Genomic DNA, 24542 nt, shown 5'->3' on the forward strand with positions numbered 1-24542 from the left:
ACCACGGGATTCGCCTCATATGACAACGATGTCTGAAATCACACTTACACCCGAAATGCGTCCGCTCGGCAAGAGCGGAATCATGGTCTCGCCGATTGCCTGGGGGATGTGGCGTTTCGCCGGCGTCACTCCGGCCGAGGGCAGCGCGCTGATCGAGGCGGCGTTTGCCGCTGGCGTCACGCTGTTCGACACCGCCGACATTTACGGCTTCAACGGCAGCGGCGGGTTCGGCGATGCCGAGTCGCTGCTCGGGCAGATCTTCAGCGCGACGCCGGGTATGCGCGACCGGATGGTGCTCGCGACCAAGGGCGGGATTACCCCGCCCGTGCCATATGATTCGAGCCGCACCTATCTGATGCGCGCGCTCGAGACCTCGCTCAAGCGGCTGCAGGTCGAGCAGGTCGATCTGTACCAGATCCACCGCCCCGACATTCTCGCGCATCCGCAGGAAGTGGCGCGCACGCTCGAGGAAATGGTTTCCAGCGGCAAGGTCCGCGCGGTCGGCGTTTCGAACTACACGATCGCACAGACGCAGGCGCTCGCCGCGCTTCTGACGATTCCGCTCGCGACCGTCCAGCCCGAATTCTCGCCGCTCGAGCTCGAGCCGATCACCAACGGCCTGCTCGATCTCGCGATGGAGCGCGACATGGCCGTGCTCGCCTGGTCGCCGCTCGGCGGCGGGCGGCTTGGCGCACCCGAGGACGATCGGTCCAGGAATGTCGCAGCGGCGCTCGATGTCGTCGCCAACGCGGCGGGCGTGTCGCGCGCGGCAGCGACCTATGCCTGGATCATGGCGCATCCGGCGCGCGTGATCCCGATCGTCGGCACGCAGAATGTCGCGCGGATCGGCGAGATTGCCGACGTCTACAAGGTCAAGTTCACCCGCCAGACGTGGTACGACGTGCTCGTCGCCGCGCGCGGGGAGAAGCTGCCATGAGCGCGCTCCCGCCCTGCGAGATCAGCTGGTTCTCGGCGTTGTGCGATGACGATTACGAGTTCCTCGGCGTCCCCGATGCCAAGCTCAAATCGAGCTGGGAACATTGCCGCGACATCGTGCTCCAGGCCGAAAGCGGCGGGTTCGACAATATCCTGCTGCCCTCGGGCTATCAGCTCGGCATCGACACGACCGCCTTCGCCGCCGCGATCGCTCCGATGCTCACGCGCATGGCGCTGCTGATGGCGGTGCGGATCGGCGAGACCTGGCCGCCACAGCTCGCGCGGCAGATCGCGACGATCGACCGGCTGCTCGGCGGGCGCCTCACCGTCAACATCATCTCGTCGGACATGCCCGGCGAAACGCTCGGCTCGGCACCGCGTTATGCGCGCACGGTCGAGGCGATGCAGATCCTCAAGACGCTGCTAAACGGCGAGCCGCTCGACCATGACGGCGAGTTCTGGAAATTGAAGATCGATCCGCCACGCATCGGCACCGTTTCGGGCAAGGCACCGCTGCTATACTTCGGCGGACTATCGCCCGACGCGCGCGAAGCAGCGGCCAAGGGCTGCGACGTGTTCCTGATGTGGCCCGACAAGCAGGAAGTCGTTGCCGGCATCATCGCCGACATGACCGCACGCGCCGCGGCGCACGGCCGCACGCTGAAGTTCGGTTACCGCGCGCATGTCATCGTCCGCGACAGCGAAGCCGAGGCGCGCACTGCGGCGGACCGCTTGCTGTCGAAGCTCGACGCTGCCGAAGGCGCGGCGATCCGCGCGAAATCGCTCGATTCGACCTCGGCTGGCGTCGCGGCGCAGGCCGCTTTGCGCGAAGGCGCGTCGGACGACGGCTATGCCGAGGCCAATCTGTGGACCGGCGTCGGGCGTGCGCGCTCGGGCTGTGGGGCTGCGATCGTCGGCGATCCCGACCAGGTGCTCGCCAAGCTCAACGCCTATCGCGCGATGGGGATCGAGGCGTTCATCCTCTCGGGCTACCCGCATGCGGCCGAGGCGGATCTGTTCGCGCGGCATGTGCTGCCGCACATCGAACATGGGGCGTTGGCGCGCTGACAGGGGCGTCGCGCGTTCGATCGAGCGGGCTGGGTTCGCGCAGAGGACGCAGAGGGGTAGCGCGCGAAGCGAGGAAGCGACTGCCAGCACGTGCGGTACGAAAGTGGGGCGGGCTGCCGCCGGCAACCCTCTCGCTCTGCGTCCTCTGCGCCTCTGCGCGAACTCAATCCACCGCCGACACGCGCAACAAGCAGGCTTAAATAGCAAGCCTCCGTCCGCCCGCGGCACTTTCGCGCGCAAGCGCGATCAGGCGCATGACCGTCAGCGCTTCCTCGGCCGGGACCGGCGCCGCCGCGCCCGTGGTGATCGCCGCCACGACCCCTTCGTAATAGCCCCGCCAGTCGCCGCGTTCGCTCGGCACCGCGCGCGCGACGCCCTCGGCATCGGTCAGCATCCCATAGGCGGCGGGCGCATCTTCGCCAAAGCCGGGCGTCGTCGGCGGCAGCCCCGCGCGCAGCACGGCTTCTTGCGGGTCGATGCCATGTTTGACGAAGCTCCCGCCCGTCCCGTGCAGCGCGAAGCGCGGCCGCGGTGCCGCGAGCAGGGTTGCCGCCGAGACGATCACCCGGCGCGCGCCATAGTGCAGCGTGAGTTCGAAATAATCCTCGGTCGTCGCCGCCGCACGCTGGGCGGCGAGGTCCGCGGTCAGCGCCTCGGGCATGCCGAACAGCTGCAGCGCCTGATCGAGCAGATGTGGCCCCAGATCGTTGAGCAGCCCCGCCCCCTCGGTCTCGCGCCAGCCGGGCTTGATCGCGAGACGAAAGCGGTCCCAGCGCAATTCGGCGAGCGCGATGTCGCCGAGCGTCCCGGCATCGACCAGCGCTCGCGCGGTCAGGAAGTCGGCATCCCAGCGGCGATTGTGGAACGCCGACAGCATCAGCCCCTTCGCCTCGGCGAGCGCGATCAGCGCCGCGCCATCGGCGGGATCGGTGACGAACGGCTTGTCGATCACGACTGGCTTGCCCACTTCGAGCGCCGCCTTGGCGAGCGGGGCGTGGAGATGGTCGGGCGTGGCGATCACCACCAGGCCGATATCGGGATCGGCGAACAGCGCCTCGGCATCGCCCACCGCCTTCGCCTGCGGCCAGTCACGCGCCACCGCCGCGGCACGCGAGGTCACCACCCCCGCCAGCCGCAGCCCCGGCACCGCGCCGATCAACGGCGCATGGAAGGAGGCTCCGGCGAGCCCGTACCCGATCAGTCCGACATCAATCATCATACTCTCCTAGCCGAGCCGCCGCGCCCGTGCCCAGACCGGAAGCGGTCGACAAACCCGCGACCGTCGAGCCGCGGCGCGCGCCCGAAACAAAAACGGACGATGCCGAACCCGGCACCGTCCGCGAGGGGAGGAAACGCGCTCTAGGTCAGAGCTTCATGCGCGCGCCGAAAATGATCGTGCGGCCGAAATGGTTGTTCTCGTAATTCCGGTTCGCATCGAGATCGGTATAGCGATCGCGATAGGTATCGGTGAGGTTGGTGCCCTCGATCGACAGCTCGAGCCATTTGGTGAAGCGATAGCGCACCGACGCATCGATATTGGTCGTGGCGTTATAGCCTTCGAACACGTTGCCGGTGCCGCTGTTCTGGTCGACATACGGCCCGCGATAGCTGATCGAGCCGCGCGCGCTGAACTTGCTGTCCTCATAATAGAGCGTGCCGTTAAACGCCTTTTTCGACAGCCCGAACAGCGTCGAGGTCCGCTGCACCGCGGCCGGCGCGACGAGCCGGCAAGTGAACTGCGTCGCGCACACCAGCGTCGATGGCCCGACCACGCCGTAGCTCGCCGTGCTGTCGATGAAGGTCGCGTTGGCGATCCCGCCGAAATTCTTTAGGAAGCCCGGCAGGAATTTGAACGGCGCCTGCACCGACAGCTCGATCCCCTTGAGCGATGCCCCGGTCCCGTTGATCGTGTTCGAGACGGTGTAGAGCTGGGTCGGATCGTTCCGGATGTAGCCAGCCGAGCTCGGCAGCAGCACGTCGCGCGTCAGCCCCGCCTCGGCGAGCGTCTGCGTGACGCTGTTCGACACCGGGAAACTGTCGATCGATTTCTTGAACACCGCGACCGATGCGATCGACTGCGGGGCGAAATACCATTCAATCGCAAGATCATAGGCAGTCGCGCGGAACGGATCGAGGAACGGGTTGCCGTTGGTGATCCGGAAGTTGTTGCCATCGGCCGAGCCGCCCGGCGTGAGATTGCCGAGCGTGGGACGCGTCATCACCTTGGCGACCGCGCCGCGCACGATGATGTTTTCGGTCGGATACAGCGCCACGTTAAGCGATGGCAGCCAGTCGTCATAATCGCGCTTCACCGTCAGCGTCGCGCTGTTGATGATGCCGGTCGAGACCTGATTGGTCTTTGCATAGCGCACGCCTGCATTGAAGGCGTAGCGCAGGCCGAAAAGCTCGCCCTTGGTGTCGAACTCGAGATAGGCGCCCTTGACCTCTTCCGAGACGCTGCGCGTGTTGCCCGGATCGACGACCGGGGTCCGGCTGTACAGGTTGGTGTAGGCCGCCGCCGCAGGAATGTTGGCGATCGCAAATTGCGTGGTCGTGCCCGCCGGCTGCCCGGCCGAGCCGAGGCTTACGATATCGGCCAATGCCGAGGTCACCGGGAAGCCGTACACCGACCCCGGCGCGATCGCGCTCGTCGGCGAGCAGTTCAGCGTGCCGAGTACGAGATCCTTGCCGCCATTGCCGCACACCACCGTGTCGCGCGTAAAGCCGGCGGTATCGAAGCTGAACTTGCGATAGACGCCGCCCGCCTTGATCTGGAAACCCTCGGCGACGTCCCATTCGCCGCGCAGCTGCGCGGTGCGGAACTTGTTGACCGTATCGGACGGGCGATCGCGGATTTCGGAGAGCTGGTAGCTGGTCGGATCGGCGACATTGCCGCCGAAGGTCAGCTTCGGGCTCCTCATGTTGGTATAGTCGTACTGATACCCCTGAGCCGCCTTGTTATCGAACAGGATGGTGGTCTCGACCGGGATGCTTGCATCCGACTTCGACACGCCGCCGAGCAGCGTGAAGCGGAGTTTGTCGGTGACATCCTGGTCCCAGGTGCCGCCGATCTGGTAGAATTCGGTGCTCGACTTGCGCAGATAATGTTCGTTGCGGTTGTAGGCGTCGTTGAGCGTCGACGAGATCAGATTGTTGTTCGCGTCATAGACCGGATTGACCAAGTCGATCGACCGCTCGTTGCTCCGCAACAGCACCTCGACCCATTGCTCCTCGCGCGTTTCCTTGAACTTCGAATAGAGCCCGTCGATCGAGATTTTGGTCTTCTCGGTCGGCGCGAACTGGACGCTCCCAGTAAGCCCGAGCCGCTCGCGGTTGTGCTTGATCACCCCGTAGCGCGGGATGCGCGGGTGGAACGCCAGCGATGCCTTGTCGCACGCCGCGCTCGAACGGTAGACGCCGCCGCTGTTCGCCGCGGGCGTGGTGAAGACCTGCGCCGCCCCCGTACCGCTCGTATTGTAATAGCACGGCGTGCCGTTGACCGAGTCGAACTGCGCTTGCGCCCAGCGCGTCGTGTTGTTGCCGAGCTCAAGCGTATCGAGCTTCGAATAGGCGCCCGAAACCGATGCGCCGAAGGTGCCGGCATCGTTGCGCCACGACAGCAGGCCAGCGACCCGGGGGCCGGTCGTCTTCGACAGCGTATTGTACGATCCCTGCACCGACAGCGCGCCGGTGAATCCTGCCTTCTTGCCGCCAAGCGGGTTGCCGGTGTTGAGATCGACGACAGCGCCGAGCGAGCCTTCGTCGAGCGAAGCCTCGGCGGTCTTGTGGACGACGAGCGAGCTGAACAGCTCCGAGGCGAAGACGTTGAAATCAAACGCGCGGTCACGGTTCGCGCTCGCGCCATCGGTCGAGGTCGCGACTGTCTCCATCCCGTTGACGCGGACGCGGGTGAATTGCGCGCCGAGGCCGCGCACGGTGATCGCGCGGCCTTCGCCGGCGTCGCGCTGGATCGAGATGCCGGGGATGCGCTGGAGCGATTCGGCGAGGTTCTGATCGGGGAATTTGGCGATGTCTTCGGCGACGATCGAATCGACCGCGGCAACCGAATTCTTCTTCACGTTGAGCGCCGCCTGGAGCGACTGGCGGAAGCCGGTGACGACGATGTCCTGCCCGGTCGCATCGGCGGCCGTGTCGACAGCCTGGCTTTCGACCGGGGGCGCGCCAGCCGGCTGCGCGGGCGAACCCGGCGCGGCTTGCGCCAGCGCGGCGGCGGGGAGCAGCAAGGCGGTGACGATCGCGCCGACCGAGACACCGTGCTGCAGCTTCAGGCCCTTGGAAAGCGTGCTCATTTCTCATCCCCCCTAACCGCCATGCGTCGTCGCGCGGCGGTGATTGACACCGGTTGCTGGGCCGGCTCCGCGGTGGAGCGTCGGATCAGCGAACAGGAGAGGAAAATGCGCGCCTGTGCGGCGCATGGCACCTCTCCTGCCCGACGGTCGCTCTGCGGCGATCTCGTCCTGACGCCAAAATGTCGCCTTTGGTAACCGGTGTCAACGGCGTTTTTGAGTCAGCTGCCCGGCTGGATATAGGGCACGCGCGCAAACAGTTCGCGCTGCCAGCGGCGGGGATCGTCGGCGCGCTGCGACACCGCATCGATCATCATCGTCGCGCGCTGCGTCAGGTCGTAGCGCGGCCAGGCGGGCAAGCCGGCATGGTTGGGATCGCCGGTCTTGGCGAGTGCGACGAAACTGTCCTGCAGCGCCTGCGATGCAGCGCGCGCGTCGGCGCCCGTGCCCGTCTGCGACCCGCGTTCGCCAAGCGTCCCGAACACCAAGGGAATGTCCATCGTATGGAAGGCGCCGCGCCGCGGATCGGTGCGCGACCCGAAATTGACTTGATAGACCCAGGCCGGCGCCCCGGCACGCGCCCGCGCCTCGGCCTCGATCACTTGCCCCCGCCAGCTGCGACCCGCCGTGGTCGCGCCGTAGAACACGTCGACCGGCGACCAATCGGGGAAATGCGTGCGATATTCGGACACGACCCATTCGGGGAGCACGTCGATGCGCAATTCGGGCGCCATCCGTGCGGCGATATTGTCCCAGCCGAGCCCCTTGATCTTGGGCCCGTCGATCGCGACGAAACCCCGCGTCTCGTCGCGGACGTTGCCGAGGATCAGCGGAATGCCGAGCCCTTGCGGATTGGCGTCGGGCCAGAACGGGTGCCGCACCAGCCATTTCATGTCGAGCACCGGCCCGAAATACACCCCGCCGCCGAGGATCGGATCGGTCGCGTCGAGCGCGGCGACGAGTCGTTCGGGCGGCATGGCGAGCAATGGCGCGAGGTTGCGCTCGTCGACGCCGAGCTTGGCGAGATAGGCGCGCGCGCGGGCGGTTGCGTTGAGCGGGCCCGAGGCGGTGACTTGCTGGCCGCTCATCGTCGCGGCACGCTGGAACAGGCCGCGTGCGGCGGGCATCCCCATCATTGTGGCGATCTTCGCGCCGCCACCCGATTGGCCGAACACCATCACGCGGTTCGGATCGCCGCCGAATGCCGCGATATTGTCGCGTACCCATTTGAGCGCGAGGATCAGGTCGAGCTGCCCGGCATTGCCGCTGTCGGCAAAGCGCGGATCGAGCCGCGCAAGATAGAGGTAACCGAGCGCATTGAGCCGGTGGTTGACCGTGACGACGACGACATCGCCGCGCGCCGCAAGCGTCGCGCCGTCGTTGAGCGGATCGGTGACGCTGCCGTTCGAATAGGCCCCGCCGTGGATGTAGAGCAGCACCGGCTTGCCGCGCGCCGCGCCCGGGCCGGTCCAGATGTTGAGGAACAGGCAGTCCTCGGCTTGCGCGCCGTAGCCGGTCCCGCTCTGCGGCGCGACCGGGCCGAACTGATCGGCGCGGTGGACGTCGCTGCCGTAGCGGAACGGCGTCGGCGCGCAAAAGCGCTCGGCGCGGCCGTAGCGGATGCCGCGGTACGCAACCGTAGTGCCATCCCGGACGCCCTCGAAGCGGCCAGCCTGACACGCAATGCGCGGTGCGGCTGGTCCCGCCGCGCGCAACCCGCTCGCCCCGAGCGCCAGCGTCGCCGCGCCGCTGCCGAGCAGCGCGCGGCGCGTCAGCTCAGCGGCGGACATCGAGCCCGCCCGCCAGATACGCATCGATATCGGACTGGCGGAACAAGGATGCGTCGCCCGGGAGCGAATGCTTCAGCGCGGCCAGCGCGAGGCCGGTCCTGGCCGCCTCGCCAATGTCGCCACCGCGCCGCAAGGCGTGGAGCACGCCGGCGGCAAACGCATCGCCGCCACCGATCCGGTCGACGATCCCGGCGAGCACGACTTCCTCGGTCTGCGCATGCCCCGCGCGCGTATCGATCCGCGCCGAGAGACGGTGGAGGTCGACATGCTCGACGTGCCGCGCGGTCGAGGCGATCGTCTGGAGCTTGGGAAAGGCCGCGAACGCCGCGTCGACGGCTTCGCGCCGGCGATCCTCGCCATCGCTGCCGAAGTCGCGATCGAGCAGCAGCGCGATGTCGCGGTGGTTGCCGAACATCAGGTCGGCATGCGCGACCAATTGCGCCAGGATGCGACGCGGGTCGCTGTCCCAGCGCTCCCACAATTTGCCGCGCCAATTGCCGTCGAACGAGATCGCGATGCCCTTGGCGGCGGCCGCTTCCGCTGCGGCGATCGCGCTGGCGGCAGGGACGGGTCCGAGCGCGGGGGTGATGCCCGACAGATGCAGCCGATCGACACCGTCGAGCAGCGCATCCCAGTCCCACGCTTCGGTCGGGGTTTCGGCAAAGGACGAGTAAGCGCGGTCGTAGATCACTTCGGTCGCGCGCAGACCCGCGCCCGAGGTGACGAAATACAGCCCCATCCGCTCGCCGCGCAGCAGGATGCCCTTGGTGTCGACCCCCGATCCGCGCAGGCTGGTCAGCGCGGCGCGGCCGAGATCGTTGTCGGGCACCGCACTCGCGACCGCGACGTCGTGGCCGAGCCGGGCGAGTGCGCTCGCGACATTTGCCTCGGCGCCCGCGATCCACACGTCGAGCTTGGGGGTCTGCATCAACAGCTCGCGCCCCGGCGGCGACAGACGCAGCATGAGTTCGCCGAAAGCCAGAAACGTCATGTGTCGATACCCCTTACGTCACCCCGGCCTCGTACCGTGGTCCACTTCTCAAAGCGCCCCCCGCGTGCGGCGCGGTGGGCCCCGGCACAAGGCCGGGGTGACGGCCGCAGGCTCAGCGTGCGAGCCAGCCGCCATCGACCGCAAGGATATGCCCTTGCACATAGGCCGCCGCCGCGCTGCACAGAAACACCGCCGCGCCGCCGAGATCGCTCGCATCGCCCCATTTGCCCGCCGGAATGCGCTCGAGGATCGAGCGATTGCGGCTTTCGTCGGCCTGCAGTGCCGCGGTGTTGTTGGTCGCGATATAGCCCGGCGCGATCGCGTTGACGTTGATCCCCTTGCTCGCCCATTCGTTGGCGAGCAGCTTGGTGAGGCCGCCGATCCCGCTCTTGGACGCAGTGTAGCTCGGCACGCGGATACCGCCCTGGAAGGTCAGCATCGAGGCGATGTTGACGATCTTGCCGCCGCCATTGGCGATCATGTGGCGCCCGGCCGCCTGGCACAGGAAGAACACCGACTTGAGGTTGGTGTCGATCACCGCGTCCCAATCCGCCTCGGTGAAATCGACCGCATCGGCGCGGCGGATGATACCGGCATTGTTGATGAGAATGTCGAGCCCGCCGAGCTTTTCCACGGTTTCGTCCACGACTCTTTGCACAGGCGCGATCGTCGAGAGATCGGCCGAGACGATTTCGGCGCGGCGGCCGAGCGCGCGGATCTGCGCCACGGTCTCCTCGGCAGGAGTGCGGCCGACGCAGGCGACGTCGGCGCCAGCGGCGGCAAGCGCGACGGCGATCGCCTGGCCGATGCCGGTGTTGGCGCCGGTGACGATGGCGACCTTGTCGGTGAGATCGAAGGGATTGGTCATTGTTCTTCTCCTCCCCTCCCGCGTGCGGGAGGGGCTAGGGGAGGGAATGGAGAGGGCGCGCTCCTTTGCGACTGCCCTCCCCCCGCCCCTCCCGCAAGCGGGAGGGGAGCAGGCTGCGCTACGCCAGCTGGCAGATATCCAGCACGTTCATGTCGGTATAATCCTGGTTCTCGCCCGCCATCGCCCAGATGAAAGCGTACGCCTTGGTGCCCGACCCCATATGAATCGACCACGGCGGCGAGATCACCGCCTCCTCGTTCGCCATCACGATGTGACGCGTCGCTTCGCCCTCGCCCATGTAATGGAACACGCGATCCTTCTCGAGATCGTCGAGCTCGAAGTAGAAATAGATTTCGCTGCGGCGCTCGTGGATGTGCGGCGGCATCGTGTTCCACACCGAGCCCGGCTTGAGCACGGTCAGGCCCATCACCAGCTGCGCGCTGTCGCAGATGCCGGGGATGACCATCTGGAAGATCGTCCGCTCGTTCGATTCGGCGAGGCTACCGCGCTCGAGCGCGGTCGCATCCTTGGTCGAGATCAGCTTGGTCGTGAACGCCTTGTGCGCCGGGCACGACGCCAGATAGAAGCGCGCGCCTTCACCCGAAAACTGCACGTCCTTCGCGCCCATCGTGACGTAGAGGCAGTCCTTGTTGCCGAGCGTGAACGTCTCGCCATCGACGGTGACGGTGCCCACGGCCTTGCCGACATTGACGATCGCCAGTTCGCGCCGCTCGAGGAAGGGATGCCCCGCCGCCGAGGCCGGTTCGGTCTGGTCGGGCAGCTTGACCGCGCCGCCCGCCACCGCGACGCCGCCGATCACGAAGCGCTCGGCATGCGTGTAATTGAGCACGCATTCGCCCGCGCGGAACAGGTCCTGGATCAAATAGCGATCGCGCAATTCGTCATTCGAGACGCATTCCATCATGTCGGGATGCGTGGCGTAATAGGTACGGTCGAACATGGGGAGGCTCTCCGGGGTCAGGCCGCTTTGGCGGCGGCTTCGGGTTGGTCGATACGGTAGGCGCGGCGGACGAGGCCGCTGGTCAGCTCGTGCGCGAGCTCGACGGCTTCCCAATCCTCGAGCCGGTGCTCGGCGACGAGCTGCGCGAGGAAGCCGCAATCGATCCGCCGCGCGACATCGTGCCGCGCTGGGATCGACAGGAAGGCGCGCGTGTCGTCGTTGAAGCCGACGGTGTTGTAGAAACCTGCGGTCTCGGTGGTCATCTCGCGGAAGCGCCGCATCCCCTCGGGGCTGTCATGGAACCACCACGACGGCCCGAGCTTGAGGCACGGATAATGCCCGGCGAGCGGCGCCAATTCTCGCGCGTAGACGCTTTCGTCGAGCGTGAAGAGGATGATCGACAGCGCGGTCGAGGTGCCGAAGCGATCGAGCAGCGGTTTCAGCGCATTGACGTAATCGGTGCGCATCGGAATGTCGGCGCCCTTGTCGCGGCCGTGGCTCGCGAACAGGCCGGCATTGTGGTTGCGGAAACTCCCCGGGTGGAGCTGCATCACCATCCCGTCCTCGACCGACATCGCGGCCATCTCGGTCAGCATCTGCGCGCGGAACAGCTCGGCATCGGCCGGGGTCCAGCTGCCGCCGACGATCTTTGCAAACAGCGCCTCGGCCTCGTGCGGCGTCAGGTTGGCGGTGGCGGCGGTCGGATGGCCGTGGTCGGTCGCGGTCGCACCCGCCGCGCGGAAATCGGCGCGGCGCTTGCGGTGCGCGGCGAGATAGCCGGTCCAGCTATGGACGTCCTCGCCGGTCAGTTCGGCGAAGCGCGTCATCGCGCGACCGAATTGCTCATGCTCGACGTCGATCACGCCATCGGGGCGATACGTCGTGACGACACGGCCCTGCCAGCCCGACGCGCGGATCCGGTGATGCGCGCCGAGATCGTCCTGCGGACCTTCGGTCGTCGCGAGGAAATCGATCTTGAAGCGATCGAACAGCGCGCGCGGCCGGAACGCCGCGCTGGCAAGCTTCTCGGCGATCGTGTCGTAATACAGATCTGCGGTGGTCGCATCGAGCGCGACGTCGAAGCCGAACACCTCGGCAAAGACATGGTCGAGCCAGAGGCGCGACGGCGTGCCGCGGAAGAGATGCACGTTCTGCGCGAACAGCCGCCACGCTTCGCGCGGATCGGTCGCGGGGACGCCCGCGCGGCTCGGGATCGCCAGCGCGTCGAGGTCGACGCCCTGGCTGTAGAGCATGCGGAAGATGTAATGATCGGGCGCGAGCAGCAGCGCGGTGGCGTCGCTCCAGGCTGCGTCGTCGGCGAACCAGCCGGCATCGGTGTGGCCGTGCGGGCTGACGATCGGCAGGTCGGCGATTTCGGCATACAGCGTGCGCGCGATCGCGCGCGTCGCGGGGTCGCTCGGGAAGAGGCGATCGGGGTTCAGGTCGAGTGGTCGTGTCATCATCATCTCCCTCCCCGCTTGTCTTTGCGGGCTTGGTAACCGGTGTCAGGGTGCGTCGCAAGATCGCGCCGCAAAATCGCTAATGGCTCGGCGCCGCCACCGACGCGCGGCGGATCAGCGTCGACAGGAAAAGCGACGGCTCCTCGACGATATCCTCGCCGTCGAGCCCTGCGGTCAATTTGAGTGCGGCGGAGCGCGCCATCGAAGCGATCGGCCAGCGCACCGTCGTCAGCGGCGGCCAGACATGCGCGGCAACGGGCGTATCGTCGAACCCGACGATCGACAGATCCTTCGGGATATCGAGCCCGCGTTGCCGCGCGGCGTGCATCACGCCCGCCGCCATCTCGTCGTTGCACGCGAAGATCGCGGTCGGGCGCGGCATCAGGTCGAGCAGCCGCTCGGCCGCGGTCAGCCCCGATTCGAAGGTGTAATTGCCGTCGGCGATCATGCTGCGCGGCAAGGCGATTCCGGCATCGGCGAGCGCTTGCTCGAAGCCCAATCGCCGCTCGCGCGCCGAGCGGAAGCCATGCGGCCCAGCGATCAGCCCGATCCGCCGATGCCCCTGCGCGATGAGATATTCGGTCGCGCCGCGCACCGCCTCGCAATCGTTCGACGCGACCATGTGATCGTCATCGTCGAGCGGCGCCGACCCCATGCGGACATAGCGACAGCCGATCTCGGCGCACAGCTTGGCGATCGTGTCATTCTCGCTGATCGGCGGGAGCAGCACGAGCCCGAACAGCCGTTGACGCTCGAGGAAATGGCGCAGATCGACCAGCATCGTCGCCGATCCGCGATCGACCGGGCGGACCACCAGCTCGAATTCGGTGCCGTGCAGCGCTTCGAGAATGCCCTGCTGGACGTTCATCACCATCTGCGCGTTGGGATTGTCGTGGACGAGCCCGATCAGGAAATTGCGCCGCAGTGCCAGAGCGCGCGCCTGCGGATTGGGGATGTAGGCGAGCTCGGCGATGACATCTTCGACACGGCGGCGCGTATCGTCGTTGAGCAGCGGCGAGCGGTTGATCACCCGGCTGACGGTCTTCTTCGAAACGCCCGCGATCCGCGCGACATCGTTGATCGTCGTTTGTCCGCTGCTCTTCATCGGCCATGACATAATCGCCCCGGGGCGGGCTTGGCTAGTGGCCTGACCAAAACACGGGCAAGCCTTGCCAAGCGCGCGCGCGCTGGGGCACAGCGCTGATACCGGTTACCGAAAGACCTTTGCCGTGCCCAAAGCGCTTCTGATCCATCCCGACGACACCGTGGCGACGCTGGTCGAGCCCGCGTTTTCCGGCGATACGCTCACCTTCGGAACGCAGCAGGTGACGGCGCTGGCCGACACGCCGAGCGGCCACAAGATCGCGATCCTGCCGATCGCCAAGGGCGCGCCCGTGATCAAGTTCGGCTTCCCGATCGGCACCGCCACCGCCGACATCGCGGTCGGCGCGCACGTCCATTCGCACAATCTTGCGACCGCGCTCGACGGGACGCTCGACTATCGCTTCACGCCGGGCGTAGTCGCCTCGCCGCCGGCCGACCCGGACCACGCGACCTTCCAGGGCTATGTTCGCGCCGACGGCCGAGTCGCGACGCGCAACGAGATCTGGGTGCTGCCGACCGTCGGCTGTGTCGCGCGCACCGCGACGCGAATCGCCGCGCTCGCCGATGCGGCGCTCTCCCACGCGAGCGGCGATGGCGCGATCGACGGCGTCCATGCCTTCACGCATCCGTTCGGCTGTTCGCAGCTTGGCGACGATCTCGACGGGACGCGCAGTATCCTTGCCGCGCTTGCCTGCCATCCCAATGCCGGTGGCGTGCTGATCGTCGGGCTCGGCTGCGAATCGAACCAGATCGCTGCGTTGCTCGAGGAAATCCCGGCGGCGCGGCGCCCGATGGTCCGCACGCTGGTGACGCAGCTTGCCGGCGACGAAATCGACGAAGGCGTCGCCAAGGTCGCCGAGCTCGTCGCGCTCGCGCGCGCCGAGCGCAGCACGGTCGGGCTCGACCGGCTCGTGCTGGGCGTGAAGTGCGGTGGGTCGGACGGGCTGTCGGGGCTGACCGCCAACCCGCTCGTCGGGCGGATCAGCGAGCGCGTCGTCGCGGCGGGCGGCAGCGTCGTGCTGACCGAAATCCCCGAAATGTTCGGCGCCGAGCGCCTGCTGATGGACCGCGCAGTCGATGAGCGCGTGTTCGACGGGATCGTGACGATGGTCAACGATTTCAAACGCTATTTCCTCGATCATAATGAGCCCGTTTCGGAGAACCCCTCGCCCGGCAACGTCGCGGGCGGGATCACCACGCTCGAGGAAAAATCGCTCGGCGCGGTGCAGAAAGCGGGCCGCGCGGCGGTGTCGCAGGTGCTGGCTTATGGCGGGCGAGTTTCGTCGACCGGGCTGACGCTGCTCGAAGCGCCGGGCAACGACGCCGTGTCATGCACCGCGCTCGCCGCGGCGGGCGCGACCGCGATCCTGTTCACGACCGGCCGCGGCACGCCGCTCGGCTTCCCCGTGCCGACGCTCAAGATTGCGTCGAACAGCGATCTCGCGACGCGGAAACCCGGCTGGATCGACTTCGACGCCGGCGCGGTGCTCGAGCACGGTTTCGCGCCGGTTGCCGAAGCGCTCGCCACGACGCTATGCGCGATCGCCTCGGGGGCTGCGACCGCGGCCGAACGCAATGGCGAGCGCGAGATCGCAATCTGGAAACGGGGTGTCACGCTGTGAACCGACTTGAGTATGCAGCGCTCGACGCGCTCCCCGCCGCGATCGCCCGCCCCGCGCGCACCGCCCCGCCTGCCACCGGGATCGTCCATTTCGGCCCCGGCGCGTTCCACCGCGCGCACCAGGCGAGCTATATCGACACGCTGCTCGATGGCGACCCGAGCTGGGGAATCGCCGCGGTCTCGCTGCGCAGCGCTGGCACCGTCGAGGCGCTGTCGGCGCAACAGGGGCTCTACACGCTCGCGATTCGCGATGCCGCGCCAGGGTTCCGCGTGATCGGCGCGCATAGCCGCTTCCTCGGCCCCGACGATGCTGCAGAAACGCAGGCGCTGCTCGCCGACGCCGAGGTGAAGCTCGTCACGACGACGGTGACCGAGAAGGGCTATTGCCTCGCAGCCGATGGCAGCCTCGATCTCGCGCATCCCGACGTGGTGCACGATCTCGCCGCGCCTGCAGTACCACGCAGCGTGATCGGCTGGATCGTCGGCGGCCTCGCCGCACGGCGCGCGGCGGGCACCCCGCCCTTCGTGATGATGCCGTGCGACAATCTTGCCAATAACGGCGCCAAGGTGAAGGCCGCGCTGGTGGCGTTCGCCGCCACGACCGACGCCGATCTTGCCGCCTGGATCGAGGCGCAGGTGCTCGTTCCCGGGACGATGGTCGATTCGATCACCCCCGCCAGCGACGCGGCACTGTACGAAACCGTCGCCGCCGCGCTCGGCGTCGGGGACCGCGCCGCGGTCCAGCGCGAGGCCTTCACGCAATGGGTGATCGAGGATGTCGGCTCCCCCGTCTGCGCCGCCCTCGCGCGCGCCGGGGCGACGCTGACCGACAATGTCGCGGGCTATGAACAGGCCAAGTTGCGCGTGCTCAACGGGTCGCATTCGACGCTCGCTTATGCCGGGTTGCTGCGCGGCCATGCCAGCGTGTCCGAGGCGATGGGCGATGTCGCGCTCGCCGGTTTCGTCGATGCGATGATCCGCGAAGACATCGTGCCGACGCTGCAGCCGGTCGCCGGGCTCGATCATAATGCGTACCGCGAAGCCGTGCTCGCGCGCTTCCGCAACCCCGCGATCGTCCACCGGCTCGACCAGATCGCCGCCGATGGCAGCCAGAAGATCCCCTATCGGCTCGGCGATACGCTCGCGGCGCACCGTGCGCGCGGCGAAATGCCACAGCATGTCGTCATCGCGCTCGGCTGCTGGGTCGCCTTCCTGATGCAGCGCGCACGTGCCGGCGTGCCGATCCTCGACCCGGCGGCCGCCGCACTCGCCACCGCCGCTGCCGAGGGCGGCGCCGCGACCGTGCTCGATCGGCTGATCGCCGCAAAGCTTGGCTTTTCGGGCGAATTGGCCGGTGATCCCGCCGCCGTCGCAGCGATTGCCGCCGCCGCACAGGCTGCGTTCGATGGCGATTGGGCGATGCTTTCGTCCGATTGAGCGGCGCGCGCGCCGCGATCCGTCGCACCCCCTCTTGTCAATGACACCGGTTTCCCATACCCAGTCGCGACAAGCCGATCGAACGGCACGAGGGGGGATTGCGGCACGTGACGTCCGAAACCGGTCAAACGAATATCACGCGGATCGCCAGCGAATTCGTCACGGCGCGGCGTAACGCCACCGCCCTGGTCGAATATCCCGGCACGATGCCAGCAGCGCTCGCCGAAGCCTATGCGATGCAGGACGCCGCGATCGCGCTGACCGACAAGCCGATCGCCGGCTGGAAGGTCGGGCGGATCAACCCGCCATTCGAAGGCGCCGACCGCCTCGCCGGACCGATCTTCGCCGACCAGACCTTCGACGAAGGCGACACGCCGCGCGCGATGCCCGTCTTCGCCGGTGGCTTCGCCGCCGCCGAGGCCGAGTTCCTGCTGCGCATCGGCACTGCGCCCGACCCCGCCAAGCCCGACTATACGCTCGCCGAGGCGACAGCGCTGATCGACCGCGTCTGCGTCGGCATCGAGATCGCGAGCTCGCCTTTCGGCGGGATCAACGATCACGGCGCAGGCGTCACCATTTCCGACTTCGGCAACAATAACGGGCTCGTCATCGGCGCCGACGTGTCCGACTGGCGCGACATCGACGTCAACGCCTGGCCGGTCGAACTGACGATCGACGGCGTCACGACCGGCGTCGCGACCGCCGCGACGATGCTCGACGGCCCGTTCGGCGCGGCGCGCTTCCTGTTCGAGCTGATGGCGGCGCGCGGGATCGCCTTGTCTGCGGGACAATGGATCTCGACCGGCGCGGTCAGCGGCGTGCATCCGGTCGCGATCGGTGCGAAGGTCGTCGCGATCTTCGATAACCGCCTGCAGGTGGCGTGCAGCATTTCCGCGCAATAGCGAGACCCCGACGATTTTCGGAAAAAAGGCCCAGCATAGGGCCGCCGACAGGAGAGCGATGATGGCGACGGCCGAATTTCCGATCGACAGCACGGGCAGCGCCGCAGTGGCGGGCGCGAGCGGGCGGTATCGCTGGCTGATCTGCGGGCTACTGTTTGCGGCAACCGCGATCAACTATGTCGACCGGCAGATGATCGGACTGCTCAAGCCCAACATCTCGGGCGAATTCGGCTGGGACGAGAACGCCTATGCCGACATCGTCTTCTGGTTCCAGGCGGCCTATGCGATCGGCTATATCAGCTTCGGATCGATCGTCGACCGGCTCGGCGCGCGCGTCGGCTATTCGCTGGCCTTCATCATCTGGACCGCGGGCCACACCTTGTGCGGTTTTGCCGGATCGACCTTGCAGTTCGCCGCCGCGCGCGCGGTGCTGGGGCTCGGCGAATCGGGCAATTTCCCGTCGGGGATCAAGGCCGTGTCGGAATGGTTTCCGGCACGCGAACGCGCCTTCGCCACCGGCCTGTTCAACGCCGGCGCCAATATCGGCGCGGTGATCACGCCGCTGATCGTCCCCGCGATCACGCTCGCCTTCGGCTGGCGGATGGCGTTCATCGTCACCGGCGTGGCGAGTCTGGTCTGGCTCGTCGCGTGGATCGCGATCTATCGCCGCCCGCGCGAACAGCCGCGCGTGTCGGCGGCCGAGCTTGCGTACATCGAGAGCGACCCCGCCGATGCGAGCGGAAAGATGCCGTGGATCCAGCTGCTCGGCTATCGCGAGACCTGGGCCTATGCGCTCGGCAAGTTCCTGATCGACCCGATCTGGTGGCTCTTCCTGTTCTGGACGCCCGATTTCCTGTCGAAGGCATACCACCTCGATCTCAAGAGCTTCGGCCCGCCGCTTGTCGTGATCTATCTTATCTCCGATTTCGGCAGCATCGCGGGCGGTTGGTCGTCGTCGAAACTGATGAAGCGCGGCTGGAGCGCCAATCGCGCGCGCAAGACGGTGATGCTGGCGTGCGCCTTTCTCGTCATGCCGATCTTCTTTGCGCAATATGTCGCCAATCTGTGGGCGGCGGTGGCGATCGTCGGGCTGGCGACCGCGGCGCACCAGGCCTTCTCGGCCAATCTCTACACGATCCCGTCGGACATGTTTCCGCGCAAGGCGGTCGGCTCGGTCGTCGGGATCGGCGGGATGGTCGGCGCGATCGGCGGGATGGGGATGGCCAAGTTCACCGGCTACATCCTCCAGACGACGGGCAGCTACACGCTGATCTTCGCGGTCGCGGGCAGCGTCTATCTGATCGCGGTCGGCGTGATCCATCTCCTCTCCCCGCGCCTGGCTCGCGTCGATGCGCTGTAAGGTCGGACTGGCGAGCCTGATCGCGATCGCGGTCGCGTCGCCCGCTGCGGCGCAGGATGCGACTGGGTTGCTCTTCCGCGCCTCGGCCGATACCAGCCTGACTGCCGATGTGGCAGTCGGCGATCCCGTCCCGAACTTCCGCAGCAATGTGACCGTCGTCCCCAACGGCGCGATCGGCGGCGCGGCGCGCTGGGCCGATGACGGCTATGTCGCGTGGAAGGCGCCAGGCAATTTTCGCGCGCAGCGCGGCACGCTGAGCTTCTTCTGGCGGCCGCGCGACCCGCTCGGCCAGGCGCCGTTCGTGATCTTCCGCACAGGGTTCGCCGATCACAGCAGCTGGGACATGGCGTTCCTGCGGATCGACTGGAACGGCCACGGCTTCGACGCCTTCGTCACCGACGCCAATTTGTCGCGAATCCGCGTCTCGTGGACGATCCCGCAAACGCCTGCGGCCGATGCCTGGAAGCACATCGCCTTCGCCTGGGACGAGACCAAGGGCGTCCAGCTGTTCGTCGACGGCGCGCTCGTCGCACGCAAGGATCAAGTCGCCGATCTCGATTCGGGGCTCGACCAGTTCGGGCTCGCCGGCCGCGTGATGTCGCCGCACCAGGTGCAGAGCCGCTATCATTTCATGCGCGGCAGCGATCTCGACGAGATTCGCGTCTACGATCACATGCTGCGCCCCGAGGATGTCGCGGCACTCGCCGACAAGCGCGAGCCTGCCGCCGCGGCGGCGCCTGACACTACCGGCCGGCGCACCGCCTGGCTCCACCGCTACGGCTGGGACAAGACGCTGCCGCCGCTGCTCGACGCGCCCGTCACCACCGTGCGCAAGGTCGAATTCGCCGACGCGAAGGATCTCAAGCAATGGATGTGGAAGGGCGTCGACGGCATCGCCGAGACGACCTGGCCCGGCGTCTACAACCGCTCGAAGCTCCCCGGCCGCGACGATTATTTCGAGCTGCCCGATTGGAACGTCTATGTCGAAGGCGGCAAGCGCTACGATCTGACCGTCCCGGCGGGCGAGCGCTTCAACCGCGTCGAGATCCGCGGCGCGGCCTATGGGTCGCTGCTGTGGTCCGAGGGCGGCGCATCCTCGACGCTCGCGACGCGGGCGAAGGGCGTCGTGCGTAGCGTCACCAGTACGCCCGAGCGGCAGGGCGGCACGCTGAGCTTCGTCAACACGATGCAGGAGCAACCGATCCAGGAGCTGTGGGCGTATGACGTCCAGGCCGGGGCCGAGCCGGCGGGACGTTTCAAACTTTCCTACACGCTCGATGCCAACGCTTCGACCCGGATCGCGTCGCTTGCCCCGCTCGAGAGCTTCATCGCCGGGCGATACGCGCCCGATGAGCGCAGCACCGTCGTCGCGCTGCCGAGCGCGGGGATCAAGGCCGCGGTCGGTGCGGGCGCGGCGGGTGCCGGTGCGCCCGTCCAGCCGCGCAGCGCGGGCCTGCCGATCGTCCACATCCTCATTCCGGCGAGTCTGGGCGACGCCTATCCCGACAAGCCGCTCGCGCGCGCGTTCGATTACGGATGGCAGAACCTCCATGACGGGCTCGACGGCATCGCGCTCGACTTGCCCGCGCTGAAGGGCAGCGGCCCGATCGCGCTGAACATCCGCGTGAAGGACCCGATCTGGCCCGCGCGCGACATGATCGACCTGTCGGTCGCGGTCCGCCCCGGCGAGGCCCGCACGCTGTGGCTCGACCTGCGCGACCGCATCCTGTCGAACGACAGCCTCTATCTCAGCATCGCGTCGAGCGACGCGGGCTTCGACGCCGCCGCGCTCAACGGCGCCAAGATCCGCCTGGTGTTCAAGGACCGCGCCGCAGCGCTTCCCGAACATATCGCCGACCGGCTCAACCAGGTGAAGGACAATTGGGGCTTCCTCGTCGAGGAGCACACCGCCTCGAAGCGCGAGGCGCTCTACGCGCGCGTGTTCGGCGACATTACCGATTTGCTGCGCGTCGATCCCGACAATGTCCTCGCGCGGCAATATTGGGCCGACATCGATTATCGGCCCGAGAACATGCCCGCCTTCGTGCAACCCACCGCCCCCGCAGGGGTCCCGCTGTGGGCGTTCCGCCAGCTCGAGGATCTCAAGCTCACACGGCAGTTCGTCGACTGGTGGATCAACCATCGCCAGGTCCCGTACGGCGATTTCGGCGGCGGCATTTCCGACGATACCGATCTGACGCAGCAATGGCCGGGCCTCGCGCTGATGGGCGTCGAGCCCGACAAGATCAACGCCTCGCTGCGCGCGCTCGCCGATGCGGCGTACAAGAACGGCATGCGCGTGAACGGCCTCGGCTATATCACCACCGACGAGCTCCACGCTTATGAAGAAGGGCTCAATTCCGACGCCGAGCGGCTCTATCTCAACTGGGGCGAGCCGATCGCGGTCGAGCGGCTGATGGCGACCGCCAAGGCGCTCCAGGGCGTGATCCTCAGGAACCCCGCCGGGCATCTCCACTTCGCCAGCAACTGGTATGGGGGGCGCACGATGTACCGCGAAGGCGCGTGGGAGTGGCAGAAGCCGTATAGCTGGACGGTGATGCACGCGCCGATCCTGCTCGGCCTCTACAACGGCAACGCCGCGGCGCGCGGTCTCGTCACCGGCACGGTCGATGGCTGGATGGCGCATGGCAAACAGGGCGACGACGGGCTGTGGTCCTACCCCAACGAAATCAACTGGCGCAGTGACGCCACGCGCGTCGGCGATGGCGGTGGGGTGACGACGCCGCTGCAATCGGCGTGGGCGGCATGGCGCTTCACGGGCGACGCGAAATATCTCCGCCCGATCGAGGCGCGCGCGGCGAAGGGCGGCGGCGCGGCGCTCGCCGAGTTCAACGAGAATGCCTTCACCGCGCTCCCCCAAGGCTCGGCATTACTGGCACGCGCGGCGAAGGGCGACGAGGCGTTCGCACGCTACGCCGCCTGGTCGGCAAGCGGCGATCTCGGCACGCTCGCCGCGCTCCACGCCGACGCGATCGCCGACAAATCGCAGCATATGGCGATGTACACCGAAGGGCATTGGTGGTCCGACCGTGTCGAGCAGCCCAACGAAATCCTCCAGCGCGAACGGCTCGGCGGGATCGCGCTCAAGCGCAACCAGACCTGGCCGGGCAACACGGTGAGCTGGCGCTTCGCCCAAGCCGGGGCTGCGGAACAGGTCGCGATCCTGCTGCCGAACGCGACGCCGACGCACTTCCGCGTGCTCGGCTACAATATCGGCGCGACGGCACAGGCCGCGACGATGACGACCTGGAATGTCACCGCCGGCCGCTGGTCGATGACGCGCGGCACGACGACCGACGACGGCAAGACGATGATCGCGGTCGGCCCAGCGGAGGCGATCACGCTCGAACGCAGCGCGAGCGTGCCCGTGGCGTTCGCCCCCACTGCGATGACGGTCTACGCTTTCGCGCTCGTCACGCCATCGGCGCCCGTCGAGACGCGGCCCGATCTCGGCATCGGCCGTGACGACATCCGGGTCGAGGGGCGCACCGTGCGCGTCACCGTCCACAGCCTCGGCGCGGTCGCGACGCCGCGAGCGCGCGTTTCGCTGTGGGGCGACGCGATGCTCGCCAGCGTCCCGCTTGCCCCGCTTGCCGCGCCGAGCGATCTGCTGCCCCGCACCGCCACGGTCACGCTGACGATCCCCGCCGGACGCGATCCGCACCAGCTCGCAATTCAGGTCGATCCGCTCGACGACACAGCCGAAGTGACGCGCCAGAACAACCGCGTGGCGCTCGCCGACCGCGTGCGATGACGACGCGGCGCGCGGTCCTCGCCGGCGGCGCGGCGCTCGCCTTGCTGCCATGGCGCGCGCGTGCGGCCAGCGACGCCTTGCGCGCGGCACTCGACACCGCACGCGCCGAGCGCGATCCGGTCACGGCATTGCGCTTTCTCGCGCCCTTCGATGCAGCCGCACTCTCGCCGGCCGCGCGGCTCGATCTCGTGACGGCGCGCGCAGGGCTCGCGGTCGATGCCGCGATCGTCGCGCGCGGGGTCGATCCGCGCGCCAAGCCGAGCGGCACCCACGATGCCGGCCTGCTCACGCTCCTGCTGCGCCGCAAGCTGGGCGACGGCGTCACGCTCGACGCCGCGACACACCGGCTCGAGCGCGAACGCGCGCGCTGCGAGGTGCAGGCGGCGCAACTGTTCGCTGCGATCGGCATCAGCGGCACGACGACCGGCGCGGGCTTCACGCGGCTATGGCAGGACGAGCGCGACCTGTACCCCGATTCGGACGCCGGTCGCGATGCCGCGGTGGCCGACATGAACCGCTGGCTCGCGATGTTCAGCGCGCAAGTGCCGGCGCTGATCGGTCCCGTGCCGCGCTACGCGCTCGACGTCGCCGCGATCCGGCCGAGCGCCACCGACATCGCCGCCGGCCGGATCGGTGCGCGCACGCTGCCGACGCCCGGTCATACCGGCGGCTACCGCGTCGATCTCACGCATGTCCACGATCGACCGCGCTGGACGCTCCCCAGCGTCGTCGCGCACGAACTCGTCCCCGGGCACATGATCCAGCTGCCGATCGAGGCGATCGCCGATCCGCATCCGCTGCGGCTCGACTATGCACCGTGCTTCCCCGAAGGCTGGAGCATCGCGATCGAGCAGCGGATCGCGCAGGACGGGGGCTATGCACGCGACCCCCGCGCCGCGCTCGGCCAGCTTCACTGGCGGCTGTTCCGGATCGGGCGCGCGCTCGCCGATCTCGCGATCCACCGCGACGGCCAGTCGATCGACGAGGCGCGCGCGCGGTTGGTCGCGTGGCAAGGCGAGCCCGTCGCCTTCGCGCCGTTCGACGCCGATCTCGCGCGAATCGCGCAGGATCCGATGACGCGCACCGCCGAAATGCTCGCCGCGCTGGCGGTCGAGGACGGCGCGCAGCGGCGCAGGGGCGCTGCGCTGCGCCGCTACCATCAGGCGATTCTCAAGGACGGGCGGATGCGCCGCGAGGAGATCGCCCGCCGCGCGCGGCACTGAAGACCGCTCCCCCGTGCCGCTGCGGATCGCAAACCAGTGTCAATTCCGCTGGACAGGCATGCGCCGATAGTGTCGAATATGCCGGGCGGGAGAGACTTCAGACCAACAGGAGCAGGATCATGCGCACACCATCAACGATGCGGATTGGCCATATTATCTTCGGCGTGTCATGCGCCGCGCTTGCGCTGACGGCGTGCGCAAAGAAAGCCGAAACCGAACAGACCAGCACTACCACGACGACCGAGACTGCGGCTGCCACCGCGCCGGCCGCAGCGCCTGCGACGGCACCGGGTGCCGCTGCGCCCGCCGCCGCGGCTGCGGTCGCTGCAGACAATGTCGACACGATCGCCGGGGTCAAGCTCGCCGCCTATACCGGCGACGCCAAGAAGGGCGAGGCCGACTTCATCACGTGCAAGACCTGCCACGCGATCGAAGCGGGCGTGAACAAGATCGGGCCGTCGCTGCACGCCGTCGTCGGGCGCAAGGCCGGGATCATTCCGGGCTTCGTCTATTCGACCGCCAACAAGAATAGCGGCATTACCTGGACCGAGGAAAAGCTGTTCCAGTACCTCGAAAATCCGCAGCGCATCGTCCCCGGCACCAAGATGTCGTTTGCCGGTTGGCCAACCGACCCGCAGAAGCGCGCCGACGTCATCGCCTATCTCAAGGCAAATTCGTAAACACCGCTTGAGCGATCGTCACTCCGGGCCTTGGCCTGGGGTGGCGATCACCCGCCCCG

At 67.7% G+C, this 24542-nt stretch carries 17 protein-coding genes; 9 read left to right on the forward strand and 8 right to left on the reverse strand.

Annotation, left to right across the window (positions count from 1 at the left end; translation table 11 throughout):
* The first annotated feature begins 28 nt into the window (after positions 1–28).
* Together QN347_RS09295 and QN347_RS09300 are read left to right on the forward strand one after the other, a co-directional pair.
* A complete protein-coding gene (locus tag QN347_RS09295) occupies positions 29–937 on the forward strand; it encodes an aldo/keto reductase (protein WP_229839375.1) in 909 nt (302 codons plus the stop codon).
* Complete coding sequence (locus QN347_RS09300; RefSeq protein WP_322161916.1) at positions 934–2004, forward strand: LLM class flavin-dependent oxidoreductase; 1071 nt, start codon at positions 934–936, stop codon at positions 2002–2004. Before QN347_RS09295 ends, QN347_RS09300 begins: the two co-directional genes overlap by 4 nt.
* Before the next feature lie 196 nt (positions 2005–2200).
* On the opposite strand, the gene QN347_RS09305 is transcribed toward QN347_RS09300, so the two are convergent.
* The 8 genes from QN347_RS09305 to QN347_RS09340 all read right to left on the reverse strand — a co-directional run bounded on the left by QN347_RS09305 (position 2201) and on the right by QN347_RS09340 (position 13486).
* Positions 2201–3220, reverse strand: coding sequence for an oxidoreductase (locus tag QN347_RS09305; protein ID WP_322161914.1), 1020 nt, complete (start codon positions 3218–3220; stop codon positions 2201–2203).
* A 148-nt stretch (positions 3221–3368) separates the two neighbouring features.
* A complete protein-coding gene (locus QN347_RS09310; RefSeq protein WP_322161912.1) occupies positions 3369–6314 on the reverse strand; it encodes a TonB-dependent receptor in 2946 nt (981 codons plus the stop codon).
* A gap of 218 nt (positions 6315–6532) precedes the next feature.
* Entirely contained in the window at positions 6533–8101 is a 1569-nt protein-coding gene (locus tag QN347_RS09315) for a carboxylesterase/lipase family protein (RefSeq protein WP_322161910.1), read from the reverse strand.
* Positions 8088–9092, reverse strand: coding sequence for a sugar kinase (locus tag QN347_RS09320; protein ID WP_322161908.1), 1005 nt, complete (start codon positions 9090–9092; stop codon positions 8088–8090). Before QN347_RS09320 ends, QN347_RS09315 begins: the two co-directional genes overlap by 14 nt.
* A gap of 112 nt (positions 9093–9204) precedes the next feature.
* Positions 9205–9960 carry a 2-dehydro-3-deoxy-D-gluconate 5-dehydrogenase KduD gene (gene kduD, locus QN347_RS09325; protein ID WP_322161906.1) on the reverse strand — a complete coding sequence of 252 codons (756 nt, stop codon included), beginning with the start codon at positions 9958–9960 and terminating at the stop codon, positions 9205–9207.
* A gap of 118 nt (positions 9961–10078) precedes the next feature.
* Positions 10079–10921: a 5-dehydro-4-deoxy-D-glucuronate isomerase gene (gene kduI, locus QN347_RS09330; protein ID WP_322161904.1), complete on the reverse strand. Its 843-nt coding sequence runs from the start codon at positions 10919–10921 to the stop codon at positions 10079–10081.
* Between the two features lie 17 nt (positions 10922–10938).
* Positions 10939–12381 (reverse strand): glucuronate isomerase, encoded by a 1443-nt coding sequence (uxaC, locus tag QN347_RS09335; RefSeq protein WP_322161902.1) that lies wholly within the window; start codon positions 12379–12381, stop codon positions 10939–10941.
* A 79-nt stretch (positions 12382–12460) separates the two neighbouring features.
* The gene (locus QN347_RS09340) at positions 12461–13486 is read right to left on the reverse strand and encodes a LacI family DNA-binding transcriptional regulator (RefSeq protein ID WP_322161900.1); all 1026 of its coding nucleotides are present in this window, start codon (positions 13484–13486) and stop codon (positions 12461–12463) included.
* Between the two features lie 124 nt (positions 13487–13610).
* Between QN347_RS09340 and QN347_RS09345 the strand changes: the two genes are divergently transcribed.
* The 7 genes from QN347_RS09345 (at position 13611) to QN347_RS09375 (ending at position 24483) form a co-directional block, all read left to right on the forward strand.
* Positions 13611–15107 carry an altronate dehydratase family protein gene (locus QN347_RS09345; RefSeq protein ID WP_322161898.1) on the forward strand — a complete coding sequence of 499 codons (1497 nt, stop codon included), beginning with the start codon at positions 13611–13613 and terminating at the stop codon, positions 15105–15107.
* Positions 15104–16543, forward strand: coding sequence for a mannitol dehydrogenase family protein (locus QN347_RS09350; protein WP_322161896.1), 1440 nt, complete (start codon positions 15104–15106; stop codon positions 16541–16543). Before QN347_RS09345 ends, QN347_RS09350 begins: the two co-directional genes overlap by 4 nt.
* A 107-nt stretch (positions 16544–16650) precedes the next feature.
* Entirely contained in the window at positions 16651–17445 is a 795-nt protein-coding gene (locus QN347_RS09355; RefSeq protein WP_189676375.1) for a 2-keto-4-pentenoate hydratase, read from the forward strand.
* Positions 17446–17506: 61 nt separating this feature from the next.
* Positions 17507–18805: an MFS transporter gene (locus QN347_RS09360; protein ID WP_133191460.1), complete on the forward strand. Its 1299-nt coding sequence runs from the start codon at positions 17507–17509 to the stop codon at positions 18803–18805.
* Positions 18795–22580 (forward strand): LamG-like jellyroll fold domain-containing protein, encoded by a 3786-nt coding sequence (locus QN347_RS09365; protein ID WP_322161895.1) that lies wholly within the window; start codon positions 18795–18797, stop codon positions 22578–22580. Before QN347_RS09360 ends, QN347_RS09365 begins: the two co-directional genes overlap by 11 nt.
* Positions 22577–23803: a DUF885 family protein gene (locus QN347_RS09370; RefSeq protein ID WP_322161893.1), complete on the forward strand. Its 1227-nt coding sequence runs from the start codon at positions 22577–22579 to the stop codon at positions 23801–23803. The genes QN347_RS09365 and QN347_RS09370 overlap by 4 nt, the downstream gene beginning before the upstream one ends.
* A gap of 119 nt (positions 23804–23922) precedes the next feature.
* Entirely contained in the window at positions 23923–24483 is a 561-nt protein-coding gene (locus QN347_RS09375) for a c-type cytochrome (protein ID WP_229839376.1), read from the forward strand.
* Positions 24484–24542 lie beyond the last annotated feature (59 nt).

It is taken from the genome of Sphingomonas sp. 10B4 (genome assembly GCF_035019905.1).
Taxonomy (GTDB): Bacteria; Pseudomonadota; Alphaproteobacteria; order Sphingomonadales; family Sphingomonadaceae; genus Sphingomonas; species Sphingomonas glacialis.

Excerpts from the sequence above, each read along its gene's own strand:
- QN347_RS09295 (WP_229839375.1), top strand. The coding sequence starts at position 29 with ATGTCTGAAATCACACTTACACCCGAAATGCGTCCGCTCGGCAAGAGC.
- QN347_RS09300 (WP_322161916.1), top strand. The coding sequence starts at position 934 with ATGAGCGCGCTCCCGCCCTGCGAGATCAGCTGGTTCTCGGCGTTGTGC.
- QN347_RS09305 (WP_322161914.1), bottom strand. The coding sequence starts at position 3,220 with ATGATTGATGTCGGACTGATCGGGTACGGGCTCGCCGGAGCCTCCTTC.
- QN347_RS09310 (WP_322161912.1), bottom strand. The coding sequence starts at position 6,314 with ATGAGCACGCTTTCCAAGGGCCTGAAGCTGCAGCACGGTGTCTCGGTC.
- QN347_RS09315 (WP_322161910.1), bottom strand. The coding sequence starts at position 8,101 with ATGTCCGCCGCTGAGCTGACGCGCCGCGCGCTGCTCGGCAGCGGCGCG.
- QN347_RS09320 (WP_322161908.1), bottom strand. The coding sequence starts at position 9,092 with ATGACGTTTCTGGCTTTCGGCGAACTCATGCTGCGTCTGTCGCCGCCG.
- kduD (WP_322161906.1), bottom strand. The coding sequence starts at position 9,960 with ATGACCAATCCCTTCGATCTCACCGACAAGGTCGCCATCGTCACCGGC.
- kduI (WP_322161904.1), bottom strand. The coding sequence starts at position 10,921 with ATGTTCGACCGTACCTATTACGCCACGCATCCCGACATGATGGAATGC.
- uxaC (WP_322161902.1), bottom strand. The coding sequence starts at position 12,381 with ATGACACGACCACTCGACCTGAACCCCGATCGCCTCTTCCCGAGCGAC.
- QN347_RS09340 (WP_322161900.1), bottom strand. The coding sequence starts at position 13,486 with ATGAAGAGCAGCGGACAAACGACGATCAACGATGTCGCGCGGATCGCG.
- QN347_RS09360 (WP_133191460.1), top strand. The coding sequence starts at position 17,507 with ATGGCGACGGCCGAATTTCCGATCGACAGCACGGGCAGCGCCGCAGTG.
- QN347_RS09365 (WP_322161895.1), top strand. The coding sequence starts at position 18,795 with ATGCGCTGTAAGGTCGGACTGGCGAGCCTGATCGCGATCGCGGTCGCG.
- QN347_RS09370 (WP_322161893.1), top strand. The coding sequence starts at position 22,577 with ATGACGACGCGGCGCGCGGTCCTCGCCGGCGGCGCGGCGCTCGCCTTG.
- QN347_RS09375 (WP_229839376.1), top strand. The coding sequence starts at position 23,923 with ATGCGCACACCATCAACGATGCGGATTGGCCATATTATCTTCGGCGTG.